Origin of the sequence: Streptomyces sp. NPDC005374 (assembly GCF_042872225.1) — a bacterium.
Taxonomy (GTDB): Bacteria; Actinomycetota; Actinomycetes; order Streptomycetales; family Streptomycetaceae; genus Streptomyces.
Genome location: NZ_JBIAKA010000006.1, coordinates 245,038 through 268,628 on the forward strand (window position 1 = coordinate 245,038; position 23,591 = coordinate 268,628).

16 protein-coding genes are annotated in these 23,591 nt (G+C 70.1%); 13 read left to right on the top strand and 3 right to left on the bottom strand.

Translation table 11 applies throughout. The features are described from left to right. Window positions 1–168 precede the first annotated feature (168 nt). From ACFYRX_RS17370 to ACFYRX_RS17415, 10 genes are all read left to right on the top strand, one after another. A complete protein-coding gene (locus ACFYRX_RS17370) occupies window positions 169–2,025 on the top strand; it encodes a glycoside hydrolase domain-containing protein (RefSeq protein WP_389100371.1) in 1,857 nt (618 codons plus the stop codon). Beyond that, on the top strand, window positions 2,022–5,684 hold the full coding sequence (locus ACFYRX_RS17375) for a beta-galactosidase (protein WP_389100373.1): 3,663 nt from the start codon (window positions 2,022–2,024) through the stop codon (window positions 5,682–5,684). Before ACFYRX_RS17370 ends, ACFYRX_RS17375 begins: the two co-directional genes overlap by 4 nt. Then, complete coding sequence (locus tag ACFYRX_RS17380) at window positions 5,684–6,916, top strand: SGNH/GDSL hydrolase family protein (protein ID WP_389100375.1); 1,233 nt, start codon at window positions 5,684–5,686, stop codon at window positions 6,914–6,916. Before ACFYRX_RS17375 ends, ACFYRX_RS17380 begins: the two co-directional genes overlap by 1 nt. An 11-nt stretch (window positions 6,917–6,927) precedes the next feature. After that, window positions 6,928–9,078: a GDSL-type esterase/lipase family protein gene (locus ACFYRX_RS17385; protein WP_389100377.1), complete on the top strand. Its 2,151-nt coding sequence runs from the start codon at window positions 6,928–6,930 to the stop codon at window positions 9,076–9,078. Between the two features lie 11 nt (window positions 9,079–9,089). Then, a complete protein-coding gene (locus tag ACFYRX_RS17390) occupies window positions 9,090–10,538 on the top strand; it encodes an alpha-L-fucosidase (RefSeq protein ID WP_389100379.1) in 1,449 nt (482 codons plus the stop codon). Window positions 10,539–10,543: 5 nt separating this feature from the next. Then, window positions 10,544–11,485, top strand: a complete 942-nt coding sequence (locus ACFYRX_RS17395) for a hypothetical protein (protein ID WP_389100843.1) — start codon at window positions 10,544–10,546, stop codon at window positions 11,483–11,485. Further along, window positions 11,482–12,378, top strand: coding sequence for a beta-glucosidase (locus tag ACFYRX_RS17400; RefSeq protein WP_389100381.1), 897 nt, complete (start codon window positions 11,482–11,484; stop codon window positions 12,376–12,378). The genes ACFYRX_RS17395 and ACFYRX_RS17400 overlap by 4 nt, the downstream gene beginning before the upstream one ends. Window positions 12,379–12,434: 56 nt before the next feature. Beyond that, entirely contained in the window at window positions 12,435–15,569 is a 3,135-nt protein-coding gene (locus ACFYRX_RS17405) for an alpha-N-acetylglucosaminidase TIM-barrel domain-containing protein (protein ID WP_389100383.1), read from the top strand. 126 nt (window positions 15,570–15,695) lie between these two features. Then, the gene (locus ACFYRX_RS17410) at window positions 15,696–15,854 is read left to right on the top strand and encodes a hypothetical protein (RefSeq protein WP_389100878.1); all 159 of its coding nucleotides are present in this window, start codon (window positions 15,696–15,698) and stop codon (window positions 15,852–15,854) included. 113 nt (window positions 15,855–15,967) lie between these two features. Continuing rightward, window positions 15,968–16,345 (top strand): STAS domain-containing protein, encoded by a 378-nt coding sequence (locus ACFYRX_RS17415; protein ID WP_389100385.1) that lies wholly within the window; start codon window positions 15,968–15,970, stop codon window positions 16,343–16,345. A gap of 298 nt (window positions 16,346–16,643) precedes the next feature. Here ACFYRX_RS17415 and dgoD read toward each other — a convergent pair whose 3' ends face one another. The 3 genes from dgoD to ACFYRX_RS17430 all read right to left on the bottom strand — a co-directional run bounded on the left by dgoD (window position 16,644) and on the right by ACFYRX_RS17430 (window position 19,724). Beyond that, the gene (gene dgoD, locus ACFYRX_RS17420; protein WP_389100387.1) at window positions 16,644–17,789 is read right to left on the bottom strand and encodes a galactonate dehydratase; all 1,146 of its coding nucleotides are present in this window, start codon (window positions 17,787–17,789) and stop codon (window positions 16,644–16,646) included. A gap of 124 nt (window positions 17,790–17,913) precedes the next feature. Then, window positions 17,914–18,678 (bottom strand): SDR family NAD(P)-dependent oxidoreductase, encoded by a 765-nt coding sequence (locus ACFYRX_RS17425; RefSeq protein WP_389100389.1) that lies wholly within the window; start codon window positions 18,676–18,678, stop codon window positions 17,914–17,916. After that, window positions 18,675–19,724 (bottom strand): LacI family DNA-binding transcriptional regulator, encoded by a 1,050-nt coding sequence (locus ACFYRX_RS17430; protein ID WP_389100391.1) that lies wholly within the window; start codon window positions 19,722–19,724, stop codon window positions 18,675–18,677. Before ACFYRX_RS17430 ends, ACFYRX_RS17425 begins: the two co-directional genes overlap by 4 nt. A 512-nt stretch (window positions 19,725–20,236) precedes the next feature. Between ACFYRX_RS17430 and ACFYRX_RS17435 the strand changes: the two genes are divergently transcribed. Genes ACFYRX_RS17435 through ACFYRX_RS17445 form a run of 3 tightly spaced genes read left to right on the top strand, consistent with a single transcriptional unit; the run spans window position 20,237 to window position 23,444 of the window. Continuing rightward, window positions 20,237–21,583: an extracellular solute-binding protein gene (locus ACFYRX_RS17435; RefSeq protein WP_389100393.1), complete on the top strand. Its 1,347-nt coding sequence runs from the start codon at window positions 20,237–20,239 to the stop codon at window positions 21,581–21,583. Beyond that, window positions 21,580–22,623, top strand: a complete 1,044-nt coding sequence (locus ACFYRX_RS17440) for a carbohydrate ABC transporter permease (protein ID WP_389100395.1) — start codon at window positions 21,580–21,582, stop codon at window positions 22,621–22,623. Before ACFYRX_RS17435 ends, ACFYRX_RS17440 begins: the two co-directional genes overlap by 4 nt. Further along, window positions 22,623–23,444: a carbohydrate ABC transporter permease gene (locus ACFYRX_RS17445; RefSeq protein WP_389100397.1), complete on the top strand. Its 822-nt coding sequence runs from the start codon at window positions 22,623–22,625 to the stop codon at window positions 23,442–23,444. The genes ACFYRX_RS17440 and ACFYRX_RS17445 overlap by 1 nt, the downstream gene beginning before the upstream one ends. The last annotated feature ends 147 nt before the right edge of the window (window positions 23,445–23,591 follow it).

Here is a 23,591-nt window from a genome sequence, read left to right on the forward strand (position 1 = left end):
AGTGACCACCTCCCGAACAGTGACCGCCTCCCGAACAGTCACCGCGTCCTGAACGGACGCCGCGTCGGGGGCGCCTCGGCCGACGCAGCCCGCAAGCGCCCCCGACAGCCAGGCGTCACCCGACAGCTCGGCAGTACCCGACGGCCCTTTCCCGACAGGGGTTCACCCATGCCACGGCTCGCCCGTACACCTGCCCTCATCGCGTCCTTCCTCGCCGGCGCGCTCGTCGCGACCACCACCACCGTGATCGCGGCCACCGACGACGACCAGCACAAGCCCACCACCACCTGGCTGACCGTGAAGGTCGCCGACGCCATGGGCACCAGGGACACCGTCACCTGGGTCCCCACCGGCTCCTTCGCGAGCTCCGCGGAGGTCCGCGTCCCGCGCTATCCGATGACCGCCATCGAGGGCAAGGACACCAAGGACCTGTCCCTGGACGCCGTACGCGGCGAGCAGGTCTCCGCGCAGCTCGCCATCGCCTCCGGCACCAGTCTCAACGACGTGCACGCGAAGGTCGGCGACCTGACCGGGCCGGGCGGCGCAAGGCTCGACGGCGACAGCGCCCAGGTGCGGTTCGTGAAGTACGTCCCCGTGCAGCGCTCCAAGAGCGAGGTCGACTGGTCGGCCACCATCGACCAGGTCAGCTCCGCCAAGGAGGTCTCCGGCGACCGCAACCCGGACGTCGTCGGCGACCCGCTGGAGGAACGCGACTCGGTCGACGTCCCCGCGTACGCCGCCCAGCCGCTCTGGTTCACCTTCCACATCCCGAAGAACGCCAGGCCCGGCACGTACAAGGGAACGGTCCGCGTCGACGTCGGCGACGACACGCAGGCCACGTATCCGCTCACCGTGAAGGTCGCCGACGCCACCGTGCCGGCCCCCGCCGACTACAAGTTCTTCCTCGACGTCTGGGCGCAGCCGGAGACCATCGCACAGGCCCACAAGGTCACGCTGTGGTCGAAGGAGCACTGGAAGCTCATCGAGGCGTACAACCGCGATCTGGCCTCGCGCGGGCAGAAGGTCATCAACACCACGATCGTCGACAACCCCTGGCACCACCAGTGGTCCCTCGGCACCCGGGAGTCGCAGACCGCGACGCCGTACACCAGCATGGTCGGCTGGACGTGGAACGGAACGAAGTTCGCCTTCGACTTCGCCCGTTGGGACAAGTACGTCGAGACCGCCAGGAAGGCCGGGCTCGGCCCCGAGATCGGCGCCTTCTCGATGCTGGCGTTCCAGGACCAGGAGCACCTCACCTACACCGACACGCGGACCCGCAAGACCGTCTACGAGAACGTCGATCTGGGCGGAACCCGCTGGCGGGAGGCCTGGGGCGCCTATCTGCCCGCCTTCGAGGCCCACTTGAAGAAGAAGGGCTGGCTGAACGACACCTGGCTGTCCTTCGACGAGCGGCCGATCAGCACCATGACGGTGGTCAAGGACTTCGTCCACGAGGTGGCGCCGGTCTTCGACGACCGGATCTCCGTCGCCGGATCGATCACCACGGAGGGCGTCGCGTCGAACCTGTCCGTCGACTGGGGCGGCATCGACGCGATGACGAAGGAGAAGGCGGCGCAGCGGCGCGCGGCCGGAAAGATCACCACGTTCTACGTGTACGGCGCGCCGGCCCACCCCAACACCCTGTCGTACTCCCCCGCCGTCGAGGCACGGATGCTGCCGTGGATCTCCGCCGAGCGTGATCTCGACGGGTTCCTGCGCTGGTCGTACAACAGCTGGACCAGCGACCCCTTCAAGCAGCCCGTGCACATCTTCACCCAGGGCGACGAGTACCTGGTCTACCCCGGGAAGAACGGGCCGATGTCCAGCATCCGCTGGGAGCAACTCAAGGAAGGCATCGAGGACTTCGAGTTGATCGGGCAGCTGCGCGCGAAGGACGGCGGTGACAGCGCCGCCCTCACCGAGGCCCTCACCACGGCCACCCGGGATCTGGACGGTCGAACAAAGAACGTGAGCGACATCGAGACCGCGCGGGCGGCCGTGGTGAAGGGGCTGACGTCATGAGAAGGCGCGGGAGAACCCTGCTGCTCACCTCCCTGTTGACCGCCCTGTCCCTTACCGTCCCCACCGCAACCGCGGCGACGGCACCGGCCGAGGCGGAGGCCCAGGTGGTGCCCGCGGCGGGACAGAAGCACACGGTCACCTATGACCAGTACTCCGTGCGGGTCGACGGCAAGCCCCTCTACATCTGGGGCGCCGAGCTGCACTACTTCCGGCTGCCCAGCCCGGACGCCTGGCGTGACGTGCTGCAGAAGATCAAGGCGGGCGGCTTCAACGCGGTCTCCCTGTACTTCGACTGGGGCTACCACTCCGCCAAGCCGGGCAGTTACGACTTCACCGGCATCCGTGACGTGGAGCGGCTGCTCGACGAGGCCGAGCGGGCAGGTCTGTACGTGATCGCCCGTCCTGGCCCCTACATCAACGCCGAGGTGTCCGGCGGCGGCATGCCCGCCTGGCGCTCCATCCAGGCGGGCGTGAACCGCACCTCCGAGCCGGAGTACCTGAAGGCGGCGCGGGAGTGGATGAGCCGGATCAACCCGATCATCGCGCGGCACCAATTCACCCGCGGTACAGGCTCAGTGATCCTGTATCAGGTCGAGAACGAGTACCAGGGCGGGCGCCACGACGCCGACTACATGCAGACGCTCATCGACTGGGCGAAGCATGACGGCATCGACGTGCCGACCTTCGTCAACGACGGCGGCGCCAACCAGAACTGGGTGAGCGGCAAGGGCGCCCCCGACATCTACGGTTTCGACGCCTATCCGCAGGGCTTCGACTGCAAGGACCCCGACAACTGGAAGAACCTCCCGGACTATTCCTACGTCAACGAGTGGAAGCCCGAGTCGCCGCTGCTCATCCCGGAGGCGCAGGGCGGCGCCTTCGACCCGTGGGGCGGCACCGGCTACCAGGACTGCGCAAAACTCACCGGCACCGACTTCACGCGGGTCTTCGGCAAGATGAACATCGCCGCCGGCGTCACCGGTCAGTCCTTCTACATGACGTACGGCGGCACCAACTGGGGCTGGCTCGCCGACCCGAACGCCGTCTACACGTCGTACGACTACGGGGCCCCGATCAACGAGTCCCGCCAACTCACCGACAAGTACCAGGAGTTCAAGCGCCTCGGCTACTTCGTGAACTCGGTCGGCTCGCTGGCACGGACCGACAAGGCCGAGGCGCCCACGCCCTCCGACGAGGCGCTGCGCATCGACCGGCGCGTCAACCCGGATGACGGCACCCAGTTCTTCACCGTCCGGCACGCCGACACCCGGGTGAAGGACAAGGACGAGACGACGCTGTCCCTGTCGGGTGCGGACGGCGACTATCCGCGTGTGCCGCAGCAGGGCGCGGTCACCGTCGACGGCCGGGACGCCAAACTCCTCGTCGCCGGTTATGACCTGGGCGACCAGCGGCTCGTCTACTCCACCTCGGAGATCATGACGCACGCCGCCATCGGCGACCGCGAGGTGGCCCTGCTGTACGGGCGTGCGGGCGAGGCCGGCGAGACCGTGCTGCGGTACGCGAAACGGCCGCAGGTGAACGTGCTCGACGGCGACGTCACCACCACCTGGGACGCCGCACGCGGCGACCTGCGCCTGAACTACACCCACAAGGGCTTGATCCGGGTTCAGGTGAACGGCCTGGAGCTGCTGATCGCCGACGTCGCCGAGACCGCCCACTGGTGGCGGCAGGACACCTCCGCCGGGCCGGTTCTGGTACGCGGCCCGTCCCTGGTCCGTACGGCCGAAGTCGCGCGCGGCACACTCAAGTTGACCGGCGACTCCGCCAAAGCCGCGAAGATCGAGGTCATCGCGGACGCGAAGAAGGTCACCTGGAACGGCCGCAGGACCACCGTCACCGCAGCGCCGAGCCCGGTCCGGCTGCCCACGCTGTCGGCATGGAAGTACAGGGAGGAAGCTCCGGAATCCGCCCCGGACTTCGACGACTCCTCCTGGACCACGGCCGCCCACCTCACCGCCAACAACCCGGCGCTGAACGGCTCGTTGCCGGTGCTCGCGATGGACGAGTACGGCTACCACCACGGCGACGTCTGGTACCGGGGCCGGTTCAAGACCACCGGTGCGGCCACCGCGCTCGCGCTGAACGCCGACACCGGCCCGACCGGCCAGTACGCGGTCTGGCTCAACGGCCGCTACCTCGGCACCTCCGGCGACGGCGCGCACACCTTCGACATCCCGACGGGCACACTCAAGGCCGGCGGGGACAACGTGCTCGCCGTCCTGGCCGAGAACGCGGGCCACAACGAGGAATGGGGCCACGACTACTCCAAGGAGCCGCGCGGTCTGCTCGGCGCCGAGGTCATCGGCGGGGCCTCCACCCTCACCTGGAAGATCCAGGGCAGCCGTGGCGGCGAGAACCCGGCCGACCCCGCACGCGGCCCGTACAACAACGGCGGTCTGTACGGGGAGCGGGCCGGCTGGTCGCTGCCCGGTTACCCGGACGGCGACTGGAAGCGCACCACACTCGCCACCCGGTCCGCGGCGACGGAGCCCGGCGTGCGGTGGTACCGCACCAGCGCGAAGCTCGACCTGCCGAAGGGCCAGGACAACGCGATCGCGCTGGACCTGGCGGAGGCCGAGGGCGGCAGCACGGCCTACCGGGCCCAGATCTTCGTCAACGGCTGGCTGATCGGACGCTATCTGCCCGCCACCGGACCCCAGACCCGGTTCGTCATCCCCAAGGGCATCCTGCGCGAGCAGGGCGACAACAGCATCGCCCTGGCGGTGTGGTCCAACGGCAAGGCGGCGGGCCCGGGTTCGGCGAAACTCGTTGACCTCGGCGCGACGGCCGGCGGCATCAAGGTGAACCCGGTGGCCGCGCCCTCGTACGACCCGACGACGTACGCCATGCCGGACGCCGGGGCCCGGGTCTCCGTGGACGCCGAGCCGTTCCTGAGCACCGGCGTGGCCACCAAGGTCCCCGTCACGCTCACCGTTCCGAAGGACGCCCCCACCACCCGTGACGTCCATCTGTCGCTGACCGTCCCGGACGGCTGGACCGCGACCGCCGACGGGGCCACCGGCTTCGCCCGGGTCAGGCCCGGCGCGTCGGTGACCGCCGCGTACACCGTGACCCCGCCCGCCGACCCGGTTCACTACGCCGTACTGTCCGCGACCGCTGCGCTTCAGCAGAAGGGCCACCCGTCCACGGTGACCGGCGAGCGGGCCGTGCAGGTGCCGCCGCCGGGGCTCTCCAAGGACGCGTACGTCAGCGATCTGACCCTGGTCAAGGCGGTCAACGGCTGGGGCCCCGTCGAGAAGGACCTGTCCAACGGCGAGGCGGCCGCCGGTGACGGACGCACCCTCGCCATCGCCGGCACGTCCTACGACAAGGGTCTGGGCGTCCACGCGAACAGTCAGGTCCGGGTCTATCTCGGGGGCGGCTGCACCCGGTTCACCGCGGTCGCCGGGGTGGACGACGAGGTCGGTGACGGCGGCAGCGTCTCCTTCCAGGTGGTCGCCGACGGTCGCACCCTCGTCACCACCCCGGTCGTGTCCGGCTCCGGCGGCGGCACCGCCGTCGACGTGGACGTGACCGGTGCCCGCTGGCTGGACCTGCTGGTCGACGGGGGCGGCGACGTCTCCAGCGATCACGCCGACTGGGCCGACGCCAAGCTGACCTGTGCGGGCGGTTCCTGATGGCCGTCCGGACGCGCGCGATACGCGGCGGGCCCATCGCCCTGCTGCTGGCGCTCATCGCGGTCCTGGCGGGGCCGGTTGCGCCCGCCGGGGCCGGCCAGCAGGTCACAGGGCACGGTTGGACCGGCACATGGGCGACGGCTCCGAGTGAGCACTACGAGGTCTCGGGCATGTCCGAGGTCACGGTGCGGATGCCGGTGCGCACCAGCGTCGGCGGCTCCCGGGTACGCGTAAGGCTGTCCAACGCGTACGCCACCCAGCCGGTGACGATCGGTCACGCGACCGTGGGGCTGCGCGACGGCGGCTCCGCCGTCAAGCTCCCGCATGAGGTGCGGTTCGGCGGGAAGCGGCAGGTGACGATCCCGGCGGGCGGCACAGCGGTCAGCGACCCGGTCGGGTTCCCGCTGCCCGCCGGTGCCGACCTGGTGGTCAGCCTCTATCTGTCCGGTCAGGTCTCGCACATCACCGACCACTGGTGGGCGCAGCAGACCGTGTACTGGACGGACTACCAGGCCGGTGACCATGCCGCCGACCCCGGCGGTGACGCCTTCACCTGGACCACCACCAGCTGGCCGTTCCTCTCCGGCGTCGACGTGAGCGCGCCCGGGGCGGGGGCGGTGGTGGCGCTCGGCGACTCGATCACCGACGGGTCCTATTCGACGGCCGACACCAACCGGCGCTGGCCCGACCTGCTGTCCGCACGGCTGAACGCCTGCCGGCCCGGCGCCGGGGTGCTCAACGCGGGCATCACCAGCAACCGGATCACCGCCGGGACCGACACCAACCCCTCCGCGCTGGACCGTCTCGAACGGGATGTGCTCTCCCAACCGGGGGCCAGGACCCTGATCCTCTTCGAAGGGATCAACGACCTCGGCGGGGCCACTGCCGAACAGATCATCGCCGGGATGAAGACCATCGCGAGCCGGGCCCACCAGCGCGGGATGCGGGTCGTCGGCGCCACCATCACCCCGTACAAGGGCTTCACCGTGGGCGGCTGGAGCGAGGAGACGGAGGCCCGGCGCCAGCAGGTCAACGCCTTCGTACGGCACTCCGGCCACGTCTTCGACGACTACGCCGACTTCGACCGGGCCGTACGCGATCCGGCCGACCCGCAGCGACTCGGCGAGGCGTACGACTCCGGTGACCATCTGCATCCCAACGATGCCGGCATGAAGGCCTTCGCCGACTCCATCGACCTGACCTCGCTCGGCCTCGGCCGCGGCTGTCCCTGAGGAGGACCGTAGTGCTCCGAGTTCTCGGACACCGAAGAAGACTGGCTGCCACCGTTGCCGCGCTGGCAGGGCTGCTGCTCCCGGCGGCCCCCACGGCACAAGCGGCACCGGTAGAGCAGACACAGACGGCGACCCACGGGTGGACCGGGACCTGGGCCACCGCCCAGCACGCCGCCTACGACCCGGGCACCTCCGAGGTGACCGTACGCATCCCGGTGCGGGTGAGCGCGGGCGGGTCCAGCGTGCGCATCCGGCTCACCAACGACTTCACCACCGAGCCGGTGACGATCGGGCACGCGACCGTCGGACTGCGTGAGGGCGGCAGCGCTGTCACCCAGCCGCGCAAGCTGAGCTTCGGCGGGAAGAGCGACGTGACGATCCCGGCGGGTGGGCAGGCGGCCAGTGACCAGGTCCGGCTCACCGTGCCCGCCCTGAGCGACGTGGTGGTCAGCCTGTACTTCCCGGGCCGGCTGACCCACATCAGCCAGCACTGGATGGGCCTGCAGACCGTCTACTGGTCATCCGACGGCGGCGGCGACCACGCCGGGGACGCCGACGGAGGGGCCTTCACCAGGACCGACTCCACCTTCCCGTTCCTGACCGGGGTCGATGTCCGGGGCGGCAACGCGGCGGGCTCCGTCGTGGCACTCGGCGACTCCATCACCGACGGGGCGTCCTCCACGTCGAACGCCAACCGGCGCTGGCCGGACTACCTGGCCACCCGGCTGTCCGCCTGCACGACCACCGCCGGCGTACTGAACGAGGGCATCAGCGGCAACCGGATCACCGCAGGAACGGACGGCAACCCCTCGGCGCTCGAACGGCTGGAGCGCGATGTGCTGACCCAGCCGAACGCCCGCACAGTGGTCCTCTTCGAGGGCGTCAACGACCTCAGCTGGGGCGGCGCCACCGGCGACCAGGTGATCGACGGCATGAAGGAGATCGCCCGGCGCGTGCACGCCCGCGGCATGCGGCTGATCGGCGCGACCGTCGTCCCGTACCGGGGCTGGGGCGACTGGTGGACCGAGGCCAAGGAGGCCGACCGGCAGAAGGTCAACGCGTTCGTCCGGGACTCCGGCGGAATCCTCGACGGGTACGCCGACTTCGACCGGGCGGTACGCGACCCGGACGATCCCACCCGCTATGCCGCCGCGTTCGACTCCGGCGATCATCTGCACCCCAACGACACCGGGATGAAGGCGTTCGCCGACGCCATCGACCTCCCCGGCCTGCGCGTGGCGCGCGACTGCCCCTCGACCCGCGTCCGCCTCACCCCGTACCGGCCGAGTCTGGGGACCGGCGGCCAGGGCACGAAGATCACGGCGACGCTGACCAACGACGGCCGCACGGCCGCCACCGGCCTCCGCACCCGGCTGGACCTCCCGGCCGGCTGGACCGCCGAACCGGCGGGCGGCGCACGGGTGCGTACCCTCGGCCCCGGGCAGAGCGCCACCGTCAGCTGGACCGTCACCCCCGGCTCCGACACCACTTGGGGCACCCACCCGTTGGGGGTTCGCACCTCCTACCACCAGAACGGCCGGCCGCGGACCGACGCCGACGAGGTGGACGCGACGGTCACCCCCGTCCCTTCCGGCGTGCGGGCGCCGTACCGGACCACCGCGAGCACCGACGACGCCCAATTCGCGCAGAACGGAGACCAGTTCGCCATCTGGGCGGGCGGCCAGGACCTGTCCGGCTGGAAGGACGAGAAGGCCGCCGTCTACCTGCCCGGAGCCGCACCCGCCGTCGGCTCCGTATCGGCCCGCGTCGTCGGGCAGACCGGCAGCGGGCCCTCCGCCAAGGCCGGGATCGCCGTCGCCAACGACCTGACCACGCCCGAGAAGGGCGGCTACGCCGTCCTGACCATGTCCGCGCAGTTCGGCCTGGAGTTCCTGACCGACAGCGACGGCGACGGAAAACTCGACACCTGGGCCGGCGGCGGCTCCTCCTACCACCCCGCCTGGCTGAAGCTCGTCCGCGACGGCGCCACGTACACGGCCTACGCCAGTGCCGACGGAACCGCCTGGCAGCAGGTCGCCGCCGCCACCGTGCCGTCCGCGAACGGCGACGGCGACGCGGGCCTGGTCGCGAGCGCCGTCAACCTCAACTACCCCGGCCAGACCACCACCGCGGTCTTCGACTCCTTCTCCACGACCCAGTGAGAGGCACCCAAATGGCAGTCAATCGCAGGCACTTCATGACCACGGCTGCCGCTGTCGGCGGCGCCGTGCTCCTCGCCCCGCCCGGCACCGCCCAGGCCCTCACCGGCACGGCGCTGACCAGCGGCACGGGCATTCCCGACTACCAGCCGACCAAGGCGTCGCTCGACACCCATCCGGTGCCGCGCTGGTACAAGGACGCCAAGTTCGGCATCTTCGTCCACTGGGGCATCTACTCGGCGATCGGCGGAGCGACGCCGAGAAGCGCCTCCGAGTGGTACCTGTGGTACCAGAGCTTCAAGGACAGCGCGGAGTGGAAGTACCACCGCGATACGTACGGGGAGAACGTCACCTACGACGATTTCATCCCGCAGTTCACCGCGCAGAACTACGACCCGGACTCCTGGGTGCGGCTGTTCGAGCAGGCGGGCGCCGAGTACTTCGCGCTCACCAGCAAGCACCACGACGGATTCGCCCTGTACCCCAGCAAGGTGACGAACCGTCACTCCCTGGCGTACGGCCCCAAGCGTGACCTCGTCGGCGAGCTGATGACGGCGGCCCGTAAGCGCGGCACCGTACGGCCGGGCCTGTACTACTCGCTCGGCGAGTTCTTCAACCCGTCGATCGGTCGGCCCATGCGCAACTTCTACACCGACAAGGAGATCCCGCTGACCGGCTACAAGCCGGTGACGGACTACGTCGGCGACTACGAGCTCAAGCAGCTGCACGAGATCATCGACCGCTACGACCCGGAACTGCTGTGGGCGGACGGACAGTGGTTCCGGCCCACCGACAACCCGCCCTGGCGCAGCGAGGAAGCCATGGCCCACTACTACAACCGGGCCAAGAACCGTAAGCACCCCAAGGGTGTGGTGATCAACGACCGGTTCGACACCCACTTCGACTTCGCGACGTACGAGCAACGCACCAACCCCACGATGGACCCGCAGAAGTGGGAGTGCTGCATGACCATCGGCTACTCCTGGGGCTACAACAAGCACGAGCCGGACGAGGACTACAAGACCTCCGAGTTCCTGATCCAGCTGCTCGCCGACGTGGTCAGCAAGAACGGCAACCTGCTGCTCAACATCGGACCGAAGGCGGACGGCACGATCCCCGGCATCATGCAGGAACGTCTGCGGGACATCGGCGCCTGGCTGAAGGTCAACGGGTCCGCGATCTACGGATCGGCGCCCTGGGTGCGGGCGGAGGAGGAAGGCGGCCCGCTCGGCATCCGCTACACCGTCTCCCCCGGCAAGTTCAACATCATCGTCCTGGGTGCGCCCAGCGGCACCCTGACCGTGCCCGGCGACATCCCGATCAGCGCCACCTCGCGGATCAAGCTCCTCGGCACGAGCGGCAACTTGAGGTGGACCCGCCGCGACGGAAAGATCCACATCAGCGTTCCGTCGTCCCTTCCCAGCCGCATCGCCAACGTCTTCACCGTCGACTGGAACCGGTGAGCCGCATGGGAATCCGCAACGCGACCGAGTACGACACCCTGGGGCCCACGCTCACCGTCACCACCGAGCCGGCCGAGCCCACCAGCGGCGACACGGTGACCGCTACGGCGGTCCTCACCAACGACTGTCCCTTCCCGCTCCGCAACGCCGTGCTCCATCTGATCGGTCCCGGCGCCGTCACCGCGGCGAAGACCGTCCCGCTCGGCGATCTGCGGCGCGGCGCGCGGACCACCCGCCGCTGGGAGACGACCATGCCGGCCGACGTGGCCGGGGACGTGGCGTTCACCGCGCACCTCGTCTTCGACGTCGACGGCCGCAGCACCGACTCCGCACGGTCCGCGAAGACGTTCACGGTGCCCTACGAGCCCAATGGGGTGCGGGACCCGTACCGCACGTTCACCACCGCCGAAGGTGCCGAATTCGCCCAGTACGGCAGCCAGTTGGTGATCTGGGCGGGCGGCCGGGACCTGTCCGGCGGCACCGACGAGAAGGGCGTCATCCACCTCCCCGGCTCCGTCACCGAGTCGAGCGTGGTGCAGGTCGAGGCGGTCGGCCTCACCGGGACCGACAACCCCACCGCGAAGTACGGCATCGCCGTCGCCAACGACCTGACCGCGCCCGAGAAGGGCGGCTACGCCGTGCTGACGATGTCGCTGCGGTACGGCCTGGAGTTCATGACCGACAGCGACGGCGACGGGAGGCTCGACACCTGGGCCGGCGGCGGCGGTTCGGCCCACCCGTCCTGGCTGCGGCTGGTCCGCTCCGGCACGACGTACACGGCGTACAGCACCACCAACCTGCTGTCCTGGACCGAGGTCGCGAGCGTCACGGTGCCCTCGGCGAGCGGGGCCATGGACGCCGGCGTGGTCGCCAGCGCGGTCAACACCAACTATCCCGGCACGACCGTCCGCGCGGTCTTCGACCGTTTCACCGTGGAGGAAGCGTGAGCCGCTACCGCCCCGAGGAGGACTTCCTCACGCCGCCCGTCTCGCTCTCCCTCGAGCCGGCCGCGCCCGGTCCCGGTGAGGCGGTGACCCTGACGGCCGAACTCACCAACACCACCCGGATCGCGCTGCGCGGCACAGTGCTGTGCTTCTCCGCCGACGGCGGCACCGGCCGCACGGTCTCCCTCGGCACGGTGGCGACCGGCCGGTCGGTGACCCGGACCTGGAAGACCCGGCTGTCCGACGACGCCGAGGGCGTGGTCCCGTTCGTCGCCCACGCGGTCTTCGACGTGCACGAGCACGGATCCGACTGCGCCCGCGCGACCTCGCTGCTCCACCTCCCCTACCGGTCGCTGGCCGGCGCCTTCGACAACGCCGGGATCTCCTCCGACACCGCCACCACAACTGCCGACATCGACGGCTCGCGCTCCAGCCTGTCCGCCGAGGCGCTCGCGTCGGCGGGGCTCACTCCCGGCGCCAGGGTCACCTACGACGGAACCGCCTTCACCTGGCCGGACACCGAGCCGGGCAGCAAGGACAACGTGGTGTCGCTCGGCCAGAGCGTACGGCTGTCCGGCACCGGCAGGCGGCTGGCCTTCCTCGGCACCAGCACCTGGGGCGCGGGCCGGGGCACCGGGAAGGTCGTGTACACGGACGGCACCGAGCAGGACTTCTCCGTCGACGTCCCCGACTGGTACGGGGCGTACGCCTCGGCGGCGGTCGTGCTGCCGTACCGCAATCTTCCGTCGGGCCGCGACGACAGCGCGGTCAGCCTCTTCACCTTCGGTGTCGACCTGCAGGACAGGGAGCTGCACTCCGTCGTGCTGCCGAAGGTCGGCGACGGCGTGGGCAGCGGTGGTCCCGCGCTGCACATCTTCGCGATGACCGTCGCCTGATCCGAACTGTGGCGACTCGATCTTCAAAGAGCCTGAAAGCCCTGAGAGGAACCTCCATGACAGGCAATCATCCCCTCAGCCGCAGAGGTCTGTTGACGGGAGCGGCCGCGTTCGGCGGTGTGGTGCTGCTGTCCCCGCCGCAGGGTGCCCACGCGGCACCGGGGGCGGTCGGCCAGGCCGCGAAGCCGTTCGACACCACCCCCGCGTCGGTGGCGCTGCGCCGCCTGCTGCCCGATCACCACCGGCAGGTCACGCTCCGCGCGCTGGCCCCCGGCGGCGCCGACCGGTTCCGCGTCACCGGCCGGGCCGGTGCGATCACCGTGCAGGGCTCCAGCCCGGCGGTGCTGCTCACCGGCCTGAACACCTATCTCGCGCGGGCGGCGAAGGCCGACATCTCCTGGAACGGCGAACAGCTGGACCTGCCCCGGCTGCTGCCCGCCCCCGGCGGGGAGATCGCCGCGACGGCCAACGTGCCGCACCGGTTCGCCCTCAACGACACCAACGACGGCTACACCGGGCCGTATCGCGACTGGGACGCGTGGGAACGCGAACTGGACGTCCTCGCCCTGCACGGTGTCAACGAGGTCCTCGTCTACACCGGCGCCGACGCCGTCTACTACGACACCTTCCGCCAATTCGGCTACTCCGACGCGGAGTTGCGGGCGTGGATACCGGCCCCCGCCCATCAGCCGTGGTGGCTGCTGCAGAACATGTCGGGGTTCGGCGGACCGGTGTCCCGGCGGCTCATCGAGAAGCGCGCCGACCTCGCCGCGAAGATCACCGACCGGCTGCGGGACCTGGGCATGACCCCGGTACTGCCCGGCTACTTCGGGACCGTGCCCGACGGGTTCGTGGCGAGGAACGGCGGTGACGCGCGGGTCGTGCCCCAGGGCGACTGGGGCGCCTTCAAACGGCCCGACTGGCTCGATCCGCGCACGACGGCGTTCGCGGAGGTCGCCGCAGCCTTCTACCGCGCCCAGTCGGGACGCCTCGGCGACAGCTCGATGTACAAGATGGACCTGCTGCACGAAGGCGGAAACCCGGGCGACGTGCCCGTGGGAGAGGCCGCGAAGGCCGTGGAGGCGGCGCTGCGCAAGGCCCACCCCGGCGCCGTCTGGGCCATCCTCGGCTGGCAGAACAACCCGAGCAAGGACATCCTCGACGCCGTCGACAAGTCCGGGATGTTCGTCGTCGACGGCCTCTCGGACCGCTACACCACGGTCACCGACCGGGAGAGCGACTGGGGCGGCACGCCGTACGCGTTCGGCAGCATCTGGAACTTCGGCGGCCACACCCCGATGGGCGCCAACGCCCCCGACTGGGTGGAGCAGTACCCGAAGTGGCGGGACAAGGACAACAGTGCTCTGGCCGGTATCGCCGCGATGCCGGAGGGCGCCGACAACAACCACGCCGCGCTGGCCCTGCTCACCGACCTGGCCTGGACATCCGGCACGATCGACCTCGACGACTGGTTCGCCTCGTACGCGGTGTCCCGGTACGGGGCCGAGGACCCGCACGCCCTCGCCGCCTGGCAGACCATCCGCGACACGGCGTACGGCATGACCCGCGCCGACGCCTGGAGCGAGGCACCCGACGGGCTGTTCGGGGCCCGCCCGAGTCTGGGCGCGAACAAGGCCGCCGCCTGGGGTCCGGAGGCGGACCGCTACGACACCACCGTCTTCGACCGGGCGCTGACCGAACTGCTGCAGGTGGCGCCCGCGTTGCGCGACAGCTCGGCCTACCGGTACGACCTTGCCGACGTGGCCCGGCAGGTGCTCTCCAACCGGAGCCGGATGCTGCTGCCGCAGATCAAGGCCGCCTACGACACCGCCGACCGCGCCCGCTTCGACGAGCTCACCGGCGTCTGGCTGGACTGGATGAAGCTCATGGACAAGGTGCTCGCCACCAGCGGACAGCACCTGCTCGGCCGGTGGCTGGCCGACGCCCGCTCCTGGGGCGGAACAAGGGCCGAGAAGGACCAACTGGAGTACGACGCACGGTCGATCATCACCACCTGGGGCGGCCGGGCCAGCAGCGAGGAGGGGCTGCACGACTACGCAAACCGGGAGTGGTCCGGGCTGGTCGGCGGCCTCTATCTGACCCGCTGGAAGACGTACTTCCGGGAACTTTCCCGGGCCCTGAAGGAGAACCGCGCCCCGAAGGCGACCGATTGGTTCGTGCTGGAGGACAACTGGGCGCACGGGCACGACACTTACCCGACGAAGACCTCCGGTGACGTGTACAAGCTGGCGCGGCGGGTCCACGACGCCCTGGCCGCCGACCCGCACCAGGCCACGTTGACCGCGTCCTCGCCCAGGGGCGCGGTGACGGAGGGCGGTGCGGTCACCGTCACGGTGGCGTTCACCAACCGCAACGGGTTCGCGCCGGCCACCGCGGTGACGCTGTCCGTCCAGGCGCCCAAGGGGATGACCGCCAAGCCGGTCGGGGCGGTGACCTCCGCTTCAGTCGCGCCGGGCGAGACGTTCTCGGCGGACTTCGAGCTGACGCTCACCGGCACCGTCGCCGACCTGGTGACCCGCGTCCCGGCCACGGCCACCTACCGCAGCGGTGCTTCGGCGGGCTCGCCGAGGGGGACGGCCACGGCCTCGGTGCGGCTCATGGCAGCGACGGGAGTGCAGGACCCCTACCGGACCGTGAGCTTCAACGACGCCGTCTTCGGCCAGTCGGGCACGGCGCTGGCCATCGAGGGTGCCGGCGCCGACCTGTGGGCCGGCACCAACCAGTTCGGTGCCATCCACCGCGCGGGCGCGTTCGGGGCCGCTTCCACCGCCACGGTGAAGGTGGTCTCGCAGGACAGCACCGGCGGCTGGGCCCGCGCCGGACTGATCGTGCGCAACGACCTGTCGGCCGACGGCTCGCCCGGGTACGTCAACCTGGCCGTGACGCCGTCCAACGGATGCGTGCTGTCCTGGGACTCCGGTGAGGACGGGAGGTTCGACTCGATCAAGATGGCCGGCTCCTTCACCGCACCCGTCTTCCTGCGCTTGACCCGCACAGGCTCCACCTACACGGGTGAGGCCAGCACCGACGGCACGACGTGGACCACCATCGGCACAGCCACCCCGGGCGGCGCCGCCGGCACCCAGGACGTGGGGGTCTTCATGACGGCGGCGAACGGCTGGACCAGCACCCGCGGGATCGCGGAGTTCCAGGACTTCACGGTCTCCTGACCGCGGGCCTGCCCCCCCGGCCCCCGTTGTCCGTCGTCCGCGACGGCATCGGGGGCCCCGTCGAGAGGGGACCCGGCTGGGCAGAACCGGGTTGAGACCGACACCTGCCGCAGGGACACTCACACGATGGGACAGAGCACGCGGGCCACCGGGGCAGTGGAACAAGCCTGGGACGAACCCCGGTACCGGGTCCGCACGCAGGCATTCGAGGCGTCATTCCTGCCCCACCCGGACGAGGACTTGGACTCGATCTGCAACGTCGATGTCTACCGAGGGCGTTGGTGACCAGTTCGGCGGTTCCGGACGCGCATGGCAGTTGGCTCCGCCATCCAAAGGGATCACCCGTACTATGCACGGCAGCCCCGGATGTGAAGATCCGGTGTGCCAGTATCACCGACATGACCGAGGGAACGATGGCGGATTCCGAACAAGCCGAGCAGCCGGGCCAGTTGTCGGTCATTCCCACCGTCAGCGAAGGCATCCGGGTGCTGACTCTCAGCGGAGAGGTCGACCACCAGACGGGCCCGACACTGCGCCAGGCCCTGGACATCAACGGCACCGCCGGCCCTCGTGTCGTGATCGACATGCGCGGCGTCGGCTTCATGGACTCCACCGGCATCAACATCCTCATCGCCGCCCACCGCGACCTCACCGAGGCCGGCGGCTGGCTGCGCCTGGCCGGACCGACCCGGGCCGTGCTGCGCACCATCCAGATCGTCGGCCTCGACACCGTCATCGCCTGCCACACCACCCTGCGCGAGGCCCTCAACACCTGACCGAAAGGTCGGCACGATGCTGTGGCGGCGTGACGTCGCCTTGCGCAGGCTCACGCACTTCAGGGGTGATCGCTCCTTCCGGACAGGCGGATTGCGCCCTATCGCCGTGCAGTTGAAGGGCTCACAGTTCCTCACGCACGCGCCGGTCTCGGCGCGCAAGGTGGCTGCCGTGGCACCCGACGGTCTGCCGGGATGACAGCAGCGGGTGAAGGTGTACTGGGCCGCGGGGCCGGTCGGGGGTGCACTTCGGTGGCCCCCTGCGGGGTTTGTTCGGGCCGGCTGGTGGTGCCAGGTGCGGCTACCAGGCGGCCAGTGAGCCGTCGGTGTTGCGCCAGACGGGATTGCGCCAGCGGTGGCCGCGTTCGGCGGCGGCGCGCACCGCGTCCTCGTCGATGGTGATGCCGAGACCGGGCGCGGTCGGGCGGTCGATGTAGCCGTCGCGGAACGTGAAGGGTGTGGTGTCGGCGAGGTAGTCCAGCAGGCCGCTGCTGTCGCCGTAGCCGATGCCCAGTGCCTGTTCCTGGATGAGGAAGTTGGGGATGGCGAAGTCGAGTTGGAGGCTGGCGGCGAGGGCGATCGGGCCGAGCGGGCAGTGCGGGGCCACCAGGACGTCGTACGCCTCCGCCATCGCGGCGATGCGACGGGTCTCGGAGATGCCGCCGGCGTGGCTGATGTCGGGCTGGGCCACGGCGATGCCGTCGGCGAGCACCGAGCGGAAGTCCCAGCGGGAGTAGAGCCGTTCGCCGGTGGCGATGGGGATGGACGTGGAACGCACCACGGCGCCGAGATCCCGGGAGAACTCCGGCAGTACGGGCTCTTCGACGAAGAGCGGCAGGAGCGGCTCCAGGAAGGGCAGGACGCGGCGGGACATCGCCCCGCTGAACCGGCCGTGGAAGTCCAGCGCCAGGTCGCGGTCCGGCCCGATGGCCTCGCGGACCGCGCTCACCCCGGCCACGATGGCATCGATCGCGGCGGGCGTGGCGAGCGGTTCCAGCTGGCCGCAGGGGTTGAGCTTGACCGCGGTCATGCCCTTGGCGACCTGCGCGGCGGCCGACTCGGCCAGCTCCTCGGGGGTTTCGCCGCCGACCCAGCCGTAGACCCGCACCCGGTCGCGCACATGGCCGCCGAGCAGCTGGTGGACCGGGACGCCGTGGGTCTTGCCGGCGATGTCCCACAACGCCTGGTCGATTCCGGCCAGGGCGCTGTTCAGGACCACTCCGCCCCGGTAGAAGCCGCTCTTGGCGAGCACCTGCCAGTGCTCCTCGATGCGGGCCGGATCCTGGCCGAGGAGGTAGTCGAACATCTCCTCGACGCAGCGGGCGACGGTGTGGGCCTTGCCCTCGACTATGGGCTCACCCCAGCCGGAGATGCCTTCGTCGGTGTCGACGCGCAGGAAGAGCCAACGGGGTTCGACGAGGAAGATTTCGTATCCAGTGATCTTCATGGGAGGGACCTCCGGGTCCTGTGCTGTGTACGGCCTGATGCGGGGCCGGGGCTCGGTGAGGGGTGAGTCGGGCATGGTCGCAGCGGGCAGGGCGGGTTTCGCCCGGCCCGGGTGAGGCGGGGGCCTACTCCTGGGAGCTGATGCTGCGGCCACCGTCCACGAGCAGGTTCTGGCCGGTGACGAAAGCCGCGTCCTCGGAGGCGAGGAAGGCCACGGCGGCGGCGATGTCCTCGGGGACCCCGAGCCTGCCGACGGGGGTGCGCGCGGCGGTCTGCGCCTTGTACTCCTCGGGCGTGTCGGCCCACAGGGCGGTGACCACGGCTCCGGGAAGGACGGAGTTGAACCTGATCCGGCCTCCGTACTCGACGGCCAGCTGGCGCACGAGGGCGTCGATCCCGCCCTTGGCGGCCGCGTACGCGGGGAAGCCCTTGAAGCCGATGGCCGCGTGCACGGACGAGGTGATCACCACCGCGCCCCTGGCCGTTCTCAGCAGGGGCACAGCGGCCCGGACTCCGTAGAACACGGAGTCGAGGGAGAGCCGTAGCTGATCGTGCCAGCAGGTGTCGTCCAGTTCGTGTGCCGCCGCGGGCAGGTTCCGGCCGGCGTTGAGATGGAGCACGTCCAGGCGCCCCGTCCAGGACTCCGTCTCGGCGACGGCCGCGGCCCACTCCCCCGGCGAGGTGACGTCGAGGCGCCGGTCCCGCGCCCGTCCGCCCCCGACGCGGATCTCCTCGGCCACGCGCCGGGCGCCTTCGGCGTCCACGTCGGTGACCATGACGGTCGCGCCCTCCGCCGCCAGCCGGTGGGCGGTGGCCGCCCCGATACCGGAGGCGGCCGCGGTGAGCAGGGCCGTACGGCCGGTGAAGCGGGCCGGTGCGGCGACGGTCATGGGGTTCCTCCTGGTTCTGCCGGTCCGGCCGTGGAGCCGCGCACCACGAGCAGCGGCTCGGTCGGTACGAGGACGTCTCCTGTCGGCTTGCCCTCGATGGTGGCCACCAGGGCGTCCACCGCGGCGGTTCCCAGTTCGTGCAGGGGCATCGCGACGGTGGTCAGCGGGGGGTGGAGGTGCGCGGCCACGGGGAGGTCGTCGTTGCCGACCACGGAGACGTCTTCTGGGATCCTGAGGCCGAGGTCCCTGATCGCGGCCATGGCGCCTATCGCCTGCGCGAGCGAGCTGGTGTAGAGCGCGGTGACGGGTGGCCGCCCGTCACCGTCGGCGGGGCGCAGCAGTTCCCGCGCGGCGGACCCGCCGCCGTCCTCGGTGAATTCGCCGGACGCTACGGGCGCCGCGTCCAGCCCGAGTGTGTCGGCGTACTGGAGAAACGCCTGCTTGCGGACCTCGCTGGGGGTGATGCCGGGGGGACCCGCGATGTGGCCGATCGCGCGGTGACCGAGGCCGTGCAGGTGGTCGAGTGCCGTCTTGCTGGAGCGTGCGACGTCCATGGTGACGTTGCGGCCGGATCCCTCGACCGCGCGGTTGAGGAAGACATGGGGGACCGCGCTGCGGCCCAGTGCGTCCAGCAGGGGGTGGCCCGGGCGGGCCGAGGCGATGAGCAGTCCGTCGACCCTGCCTTCCTGGACCAGGTCGTGGAAGGACTCGTCGGCCTCCTGCCCGTCGAAGTCCTCGGCGAGCAGGGAGAGGTAGCCCAGTTCGCGGGCCCGCTGGTAGGCGCCGCGGGCGATGGTGACGTACGTGGGGTTGGCGAGAGCGGGGATCAGCAGGGCCAGCGCGTGTGTGTTGGCTCCGGCCAGTGCCCGGGCCCCGGAGTGCGGACGGTAGCCGAGCGCCTCGGCGGCCTCGTGGACGCGCCGGCGCGTCTCCGGCCGTACGGACAGGTCCTGGCGGCCGTTGAGCACCTTGGACACGGTGGCCTTGGAGACCCCGGCCGCGTGTGCCACATCCACGAGCTTGGCCCGGACGGGCTGTTCCGGCACGTGCTCCCCCTCTTCGGTGGGCGTTGCCCTGGTCCGCCGTGCGGGACCCGGAGTGACGCGTTCTGGCCTCTTGACATCTTCTGGAAACGCAACTTAACGTTCGCGAAAGTTTCAGTCAACCGGTTTCCTCAGACGGAAATAAGCCGTAAGTCTGAGCAGAAGCCCCTAAACCGGTCATATCGATTTGGCTAGATATCGGCCACAGTTGACTCCTCGTCAGCCGTGGCCGAGGAGTCACCCTCGGGCCTCACCGTGCACGCGACCACCGTCGCACTCACGGTCCCCTGACAACCGTGCCCGCACTGTCCACGCAGACAGCTGCGCCCGGCTCAGGGCATCTCGCACCACCCCCGAGCATGCCGGTGCACCACCGGCAGCCGTGCTCGTCCGCTCGCTTCACGCGGCAGCCCCTCATGCCGCCATGGACTTCGCCCTACGTCCCACGGCCGCTCTGCGTGCCGTCACCGCGCGTCTCGCAACCGCGCGTGTCCCCGCCACGAAAGGCAATCACCATGCCCATGTCCACGTCCCTCGACAGACGGCGCTTCCTCGCCCTCTCCGCCGGAACCGCGCTCGCCGCCACCGGTCTGTCCGCCTGCGCCGGCTCCGTCAGCAACGGCACGGGGGGATCCGGGAGCGGCAAGACGACGCTCACCGTGATGACGGTGCAGAACGAGTGGGACAAGAAGACCCTCGCGGCTGCCGAAGCGGCGCTGGGGATGAACCTCAACGTCATCACCTGGGACCCCACCAAGCTCAACTCCATGCTGGCCGCCAAGAACCCGCCGGACGTGGTCCGCGGTTTCGGCGCGACCGAGACCCCGTACTTCGCCGCCCGCGGCCTGATGACGGACCTGGACCCGTACTTCGCCAAGAGCTCGGCACTGAAGGCCTCCGACCTCGACCCCGTCAACGACGTGTGGCGCTACGACGGCAAGAAGCAGGGCGCCGGACCCCGCTACGGCATGGCCAAGGACTACTCCCAGGACTCCATGTTCTGGTACCGCACCGACCTGTTCGAGGCCGCCAAGCTGGACGCGCCCAGCGCGACCGAACCGGTCTCCTACGACGAGTGGCTGGACCTGGGCAAGAAGCTGGTCAAGCGCCGCCTTGGCAAGGTGAAGGTGTACGGCCTGAATGCCACCGGCATGGGTGTCTTCCCCCAGCTCATGGGCATGACCGCCTCCGCCGGCGGCAGTCTCTTCGCCGAGGACCTGGCCACGGTGGACTTCTCCTCCCCGGAGGCGCTCAAGGCGCTGCGGTGGTACCTGGACTACGCCAAGGCCGACATAGGCCCGAACGTCGTCAACCCCAACCCGGACGGCTGGGACGGCCCCACCTACGGGGCCGGGCGCATGGCCATGAGCTGCAACGGCTACTGGTTCGGCGGACAGATCGGCTCCGACCCCAAGCTCGCCGAGGTCTCCCGCTTCGCGCCCGCCCCGCAGTTCGGCGGCCACCGCGTCAGTTCCTGCTTCGGCGCCACCGGCTTCTGGATCCCGAAGGACGCCAAGAACAAGGACGCGTCCTGGAAGTTCTTCGAGTGGTACTTCGGCGGCAAGCCCGCCCAGGAGCGCGCGGCCAGCGGCTGGGGCATCCCCTCGCTGAAGTCGCTGCGCGCGAACATGCCGCAGACCAACGCCTTCCAGAAGCAGGCCTTCCAGGTGCAGGAGCAGGAGCTGCCGCACTTCTCCGTCCTCAGCTTCACCCCGTACGCCCAGCAGGCCGCCCTGGAGGGTGTGCTCAACAAGGTCCTGCCGGATGCCGTGAAGTCCGGGACGTCGGCGGGCAAGGTCGCCGACACGCTCAACTCCCGGATGAACCAGGCGCTCGCCCAGGGCAAGGAGCTCGTGGGGTGAGCACCGGACAGATCACCGCGCCGGGCGCGCCGTCCCCCTCCGGGGAGACGCCCGCCCGGCCCGGGCCCCGCACCCACGCGCGCCCCGGACGCCGGCGCACCTCACTGACCACCCGCCGGGCCATCTCCTTCTACGTGTTCGCCGGACCCTGGGTGCTGGGCTTCCTCACCCTGACGGCCTTCCCGCTCGGCTACGCGCTGTGGCTGAGCCTGACCAACTCCGACGGACTGTCGAACAACTCCCGCTTCGTCGGCCTGGACAACTACCGGGAGGTCCTGACCGACCCGGAGACGCTGTCCTCCCTGGCCCGCACCGGCGTCTTCACCGCGATCACCGTGCCGCTGAGCATCGCGGCGGGACTGTTCCTCGCGGTGCTGGTCAACCAGCCGATCCGGGCCCGCGGGCTGTTCCGCACCCTGCTGTACCTGCCCGCGGTCGTGCCGCCGGTCGGCGCCGCCCTCACCTTCAAGCTGATCTTCGACCGGGACTCGGGCGCCGCCAACGGCGTCCTGGACGCCCTGGACATCAACGGCGTTGCCTGGCTGATGGACCCCTACGCCCGCTGGGTCCTGGTCACCCTGATGCTGTGGGGCTGCGGCAACGCCATGATCATCTCGCTGGCGGGGCTCCAGGACATCCCCAAGGAGCTCCACGAGGCCGCCCGCATGGACGGGGCGAACGCCTGGCAGTCCTTCTACAAGATCACCGTCCCGATGCTGTCCCCGGTGCTGTTCTTCCAGGTCATCACCGGCATCATCGCCGCCGTACAGAGCTTCCTGCCGCTGCTCATCTCCCTCGACCCCACCCCCAGGGGCGTCACGGCCGTCCCCGAGGGCAACTACCTGTTCATGATCCACGTGTTCGCCCAGTACTTCGCCAACGGCCGCTACGGATACGCCTCGGCGATGCTCTGGGTGCTGTTCCTGATCATCGTCGCGATCACCTTCCTCGTCTTCAGGCTCAGCAAGGGCGCGGTCTTCTACTCCGTCGCCCCGGAGGCGGACAAGGCCTCCCGGCCGCGCACGATCGGAGGCAAGTGATGGTGTTCCCCCGCAGAAGTGCCGTCTACGTATTGCTGGTCGGCGCCCTCGTCCTGTTCCTCGGCCCGTTCGCCTGGCTGCTGGAAACCGCTCTGAAGGATCCCTCCGAGCTGCGCGCGCTGCCCATCCACTGGTGGCCGCACCACCCCAGCCTGAGCAACTTCCGGGGTGCCCTGACCGAGATCGACTACCTCGGCTATGCCCGCAACTCCCTGACGATCGCCACCATTTACGCCGTCCTGGTCACCCTGGCCTCGGCGTGGGCCGGCTACGGCTTCGCCCGTCTCCAGGCGCCCGGCAAGCGACTGATCTTCTCCGTGCTGCTGTCGACGATGATGCTGCCGCAGGTCCTCACCCTCATCCCGACCTATCTGCTGTTCGCCAAGATCCATCTCACCAACACCTACGTGCCGTGGGTGCTGTGGGGCCTGTGCGGCGCCCCGTATCTGATCTTCCTGTTCCGGCAGTTCTTCTCGAACATGCCCAAGGAACTCGAGGAGGCAGCGATCGTGGACGGCTGCGGGCAGATCCGCATCTTCTGGCGGATCTTCCTGCCGCAGTCCTGGCCGGTCATCGCCACCAGCCTGATCCTGTCCTTCAGCTGGACCTGGGGCGACTACATCGCGCCCGCCCTGCTGCTGGACGACGCCCACACCACGCTCGCGGTCAAGCTCGCCTACGGCTACGTGAACCAGCACGGCTCACCGCTGCAGAACCTGGTCGCCGCCGGCGCCGTGATGTACGTCGTTCCGGTGCTGGCGTTGTTCCTCATCCTGCAGCGGGGCTTCGTCACCAGCTCCGCCACCTCCGGACTCAAGTGATCGCCCCGCACCGCCGCACGCGCTGATCCGCCCCTGCGCAGCACCTCAGATCCGCGTCGCCGACGCTCCTCCCCTCCGCGTCACCGACGCACCCGCCAGCAAAGGAACCCGCATGACCGACACCCAGGGAAGCCTCAACTCCCCCAC

Bases quoted from the DNA above. Each gene is read 5' to 3' on its own strand.
- ACFYRX_RS17390 (WP_389100379.1), top strand. From the start codon at position 9,090: ATGGCAGTCAATCGCAGGCACTTCATGACCACGGCTGCCGCTGTCGGC.
- ACFYRX_RS17395 (WP_389100843.1), top strand. From the start codon at position 10,544: ATGGGAATCCGCAACGCGACCGAGTACGACACCCTGGGGCCCACGCTC.
- ACFYRX_RS17410 (WP_389100878.1), top strand. From the start codon at position 15,696: ATGGGACAGAGCACGCGGGCCACCGGGGCAGTGGAACAAGCCTGGGAC.
- ACFYRX_RS17445 (WP_389100397.1), top strand. From the start codon at position 22,623: ATGGTGTTCCCCCGCAGAAGTGCCGTCTACGTATTGCTGGTCGGCGCC.
- ACFYRX_RS17375 (WP_389100373.1), top strand. From the start codon at position 2,022: ATGAGAAGGCGCGGGAGAACCCTGCTGCTCACCTCCCTGTTGACCGCC.
- ACFYRX_RS17380 (WP_389100375.1), top strand. From the start codon at position 5,684: ATGGCCGTCCGGACGCGCGCGATACGCGGCGGGCCCATCGCCCTGCTG.
- ACFYRX_RS17405 (WP_389100383.1), top strand. From the start codon at position 12,435: ATGACAGGCAATCATCCCCTCAGCCGCAGAGGTCTGTTGACGGGAGCG.
- ACFYRX_RS17415 (WP_389100385.1), top strand. From the start codon at position 15,968: ATGACCGAGGGAACGATGGCGGATTCCGAACAAGCCGAGCAGCCGGGC.
- ACFYRX_RS17425 (WP_389100389.1), bottom strand. From the start codon at position 18,678: ATGACCGTCGCCGCACCGGCCCGCTTCACCGGCCGTACGGCCCTGCTC.
- ACFYRX_RS17435 (WP_389100393.1), top strand. From the start codon at position 20,237: ATGCCCATGTCCACGTCCCTCGACAGACGGCGCTTCCTCGCCCTCTCC.
- dgoD (WP_389100387.1), bottom strand. From the start codon at position 17,789: ATGAAGATCACTGGATACGAAATCTTCCTCGTCGAACCCCGTTGGCTC.
- ACFYRX_RS17370 (WP_389100371.1), top strand. From the start codon at position 169: ATGCCACGGCTCGCCCGTACACCTGCCCTCATCGCGTCCTTCCTCGCC.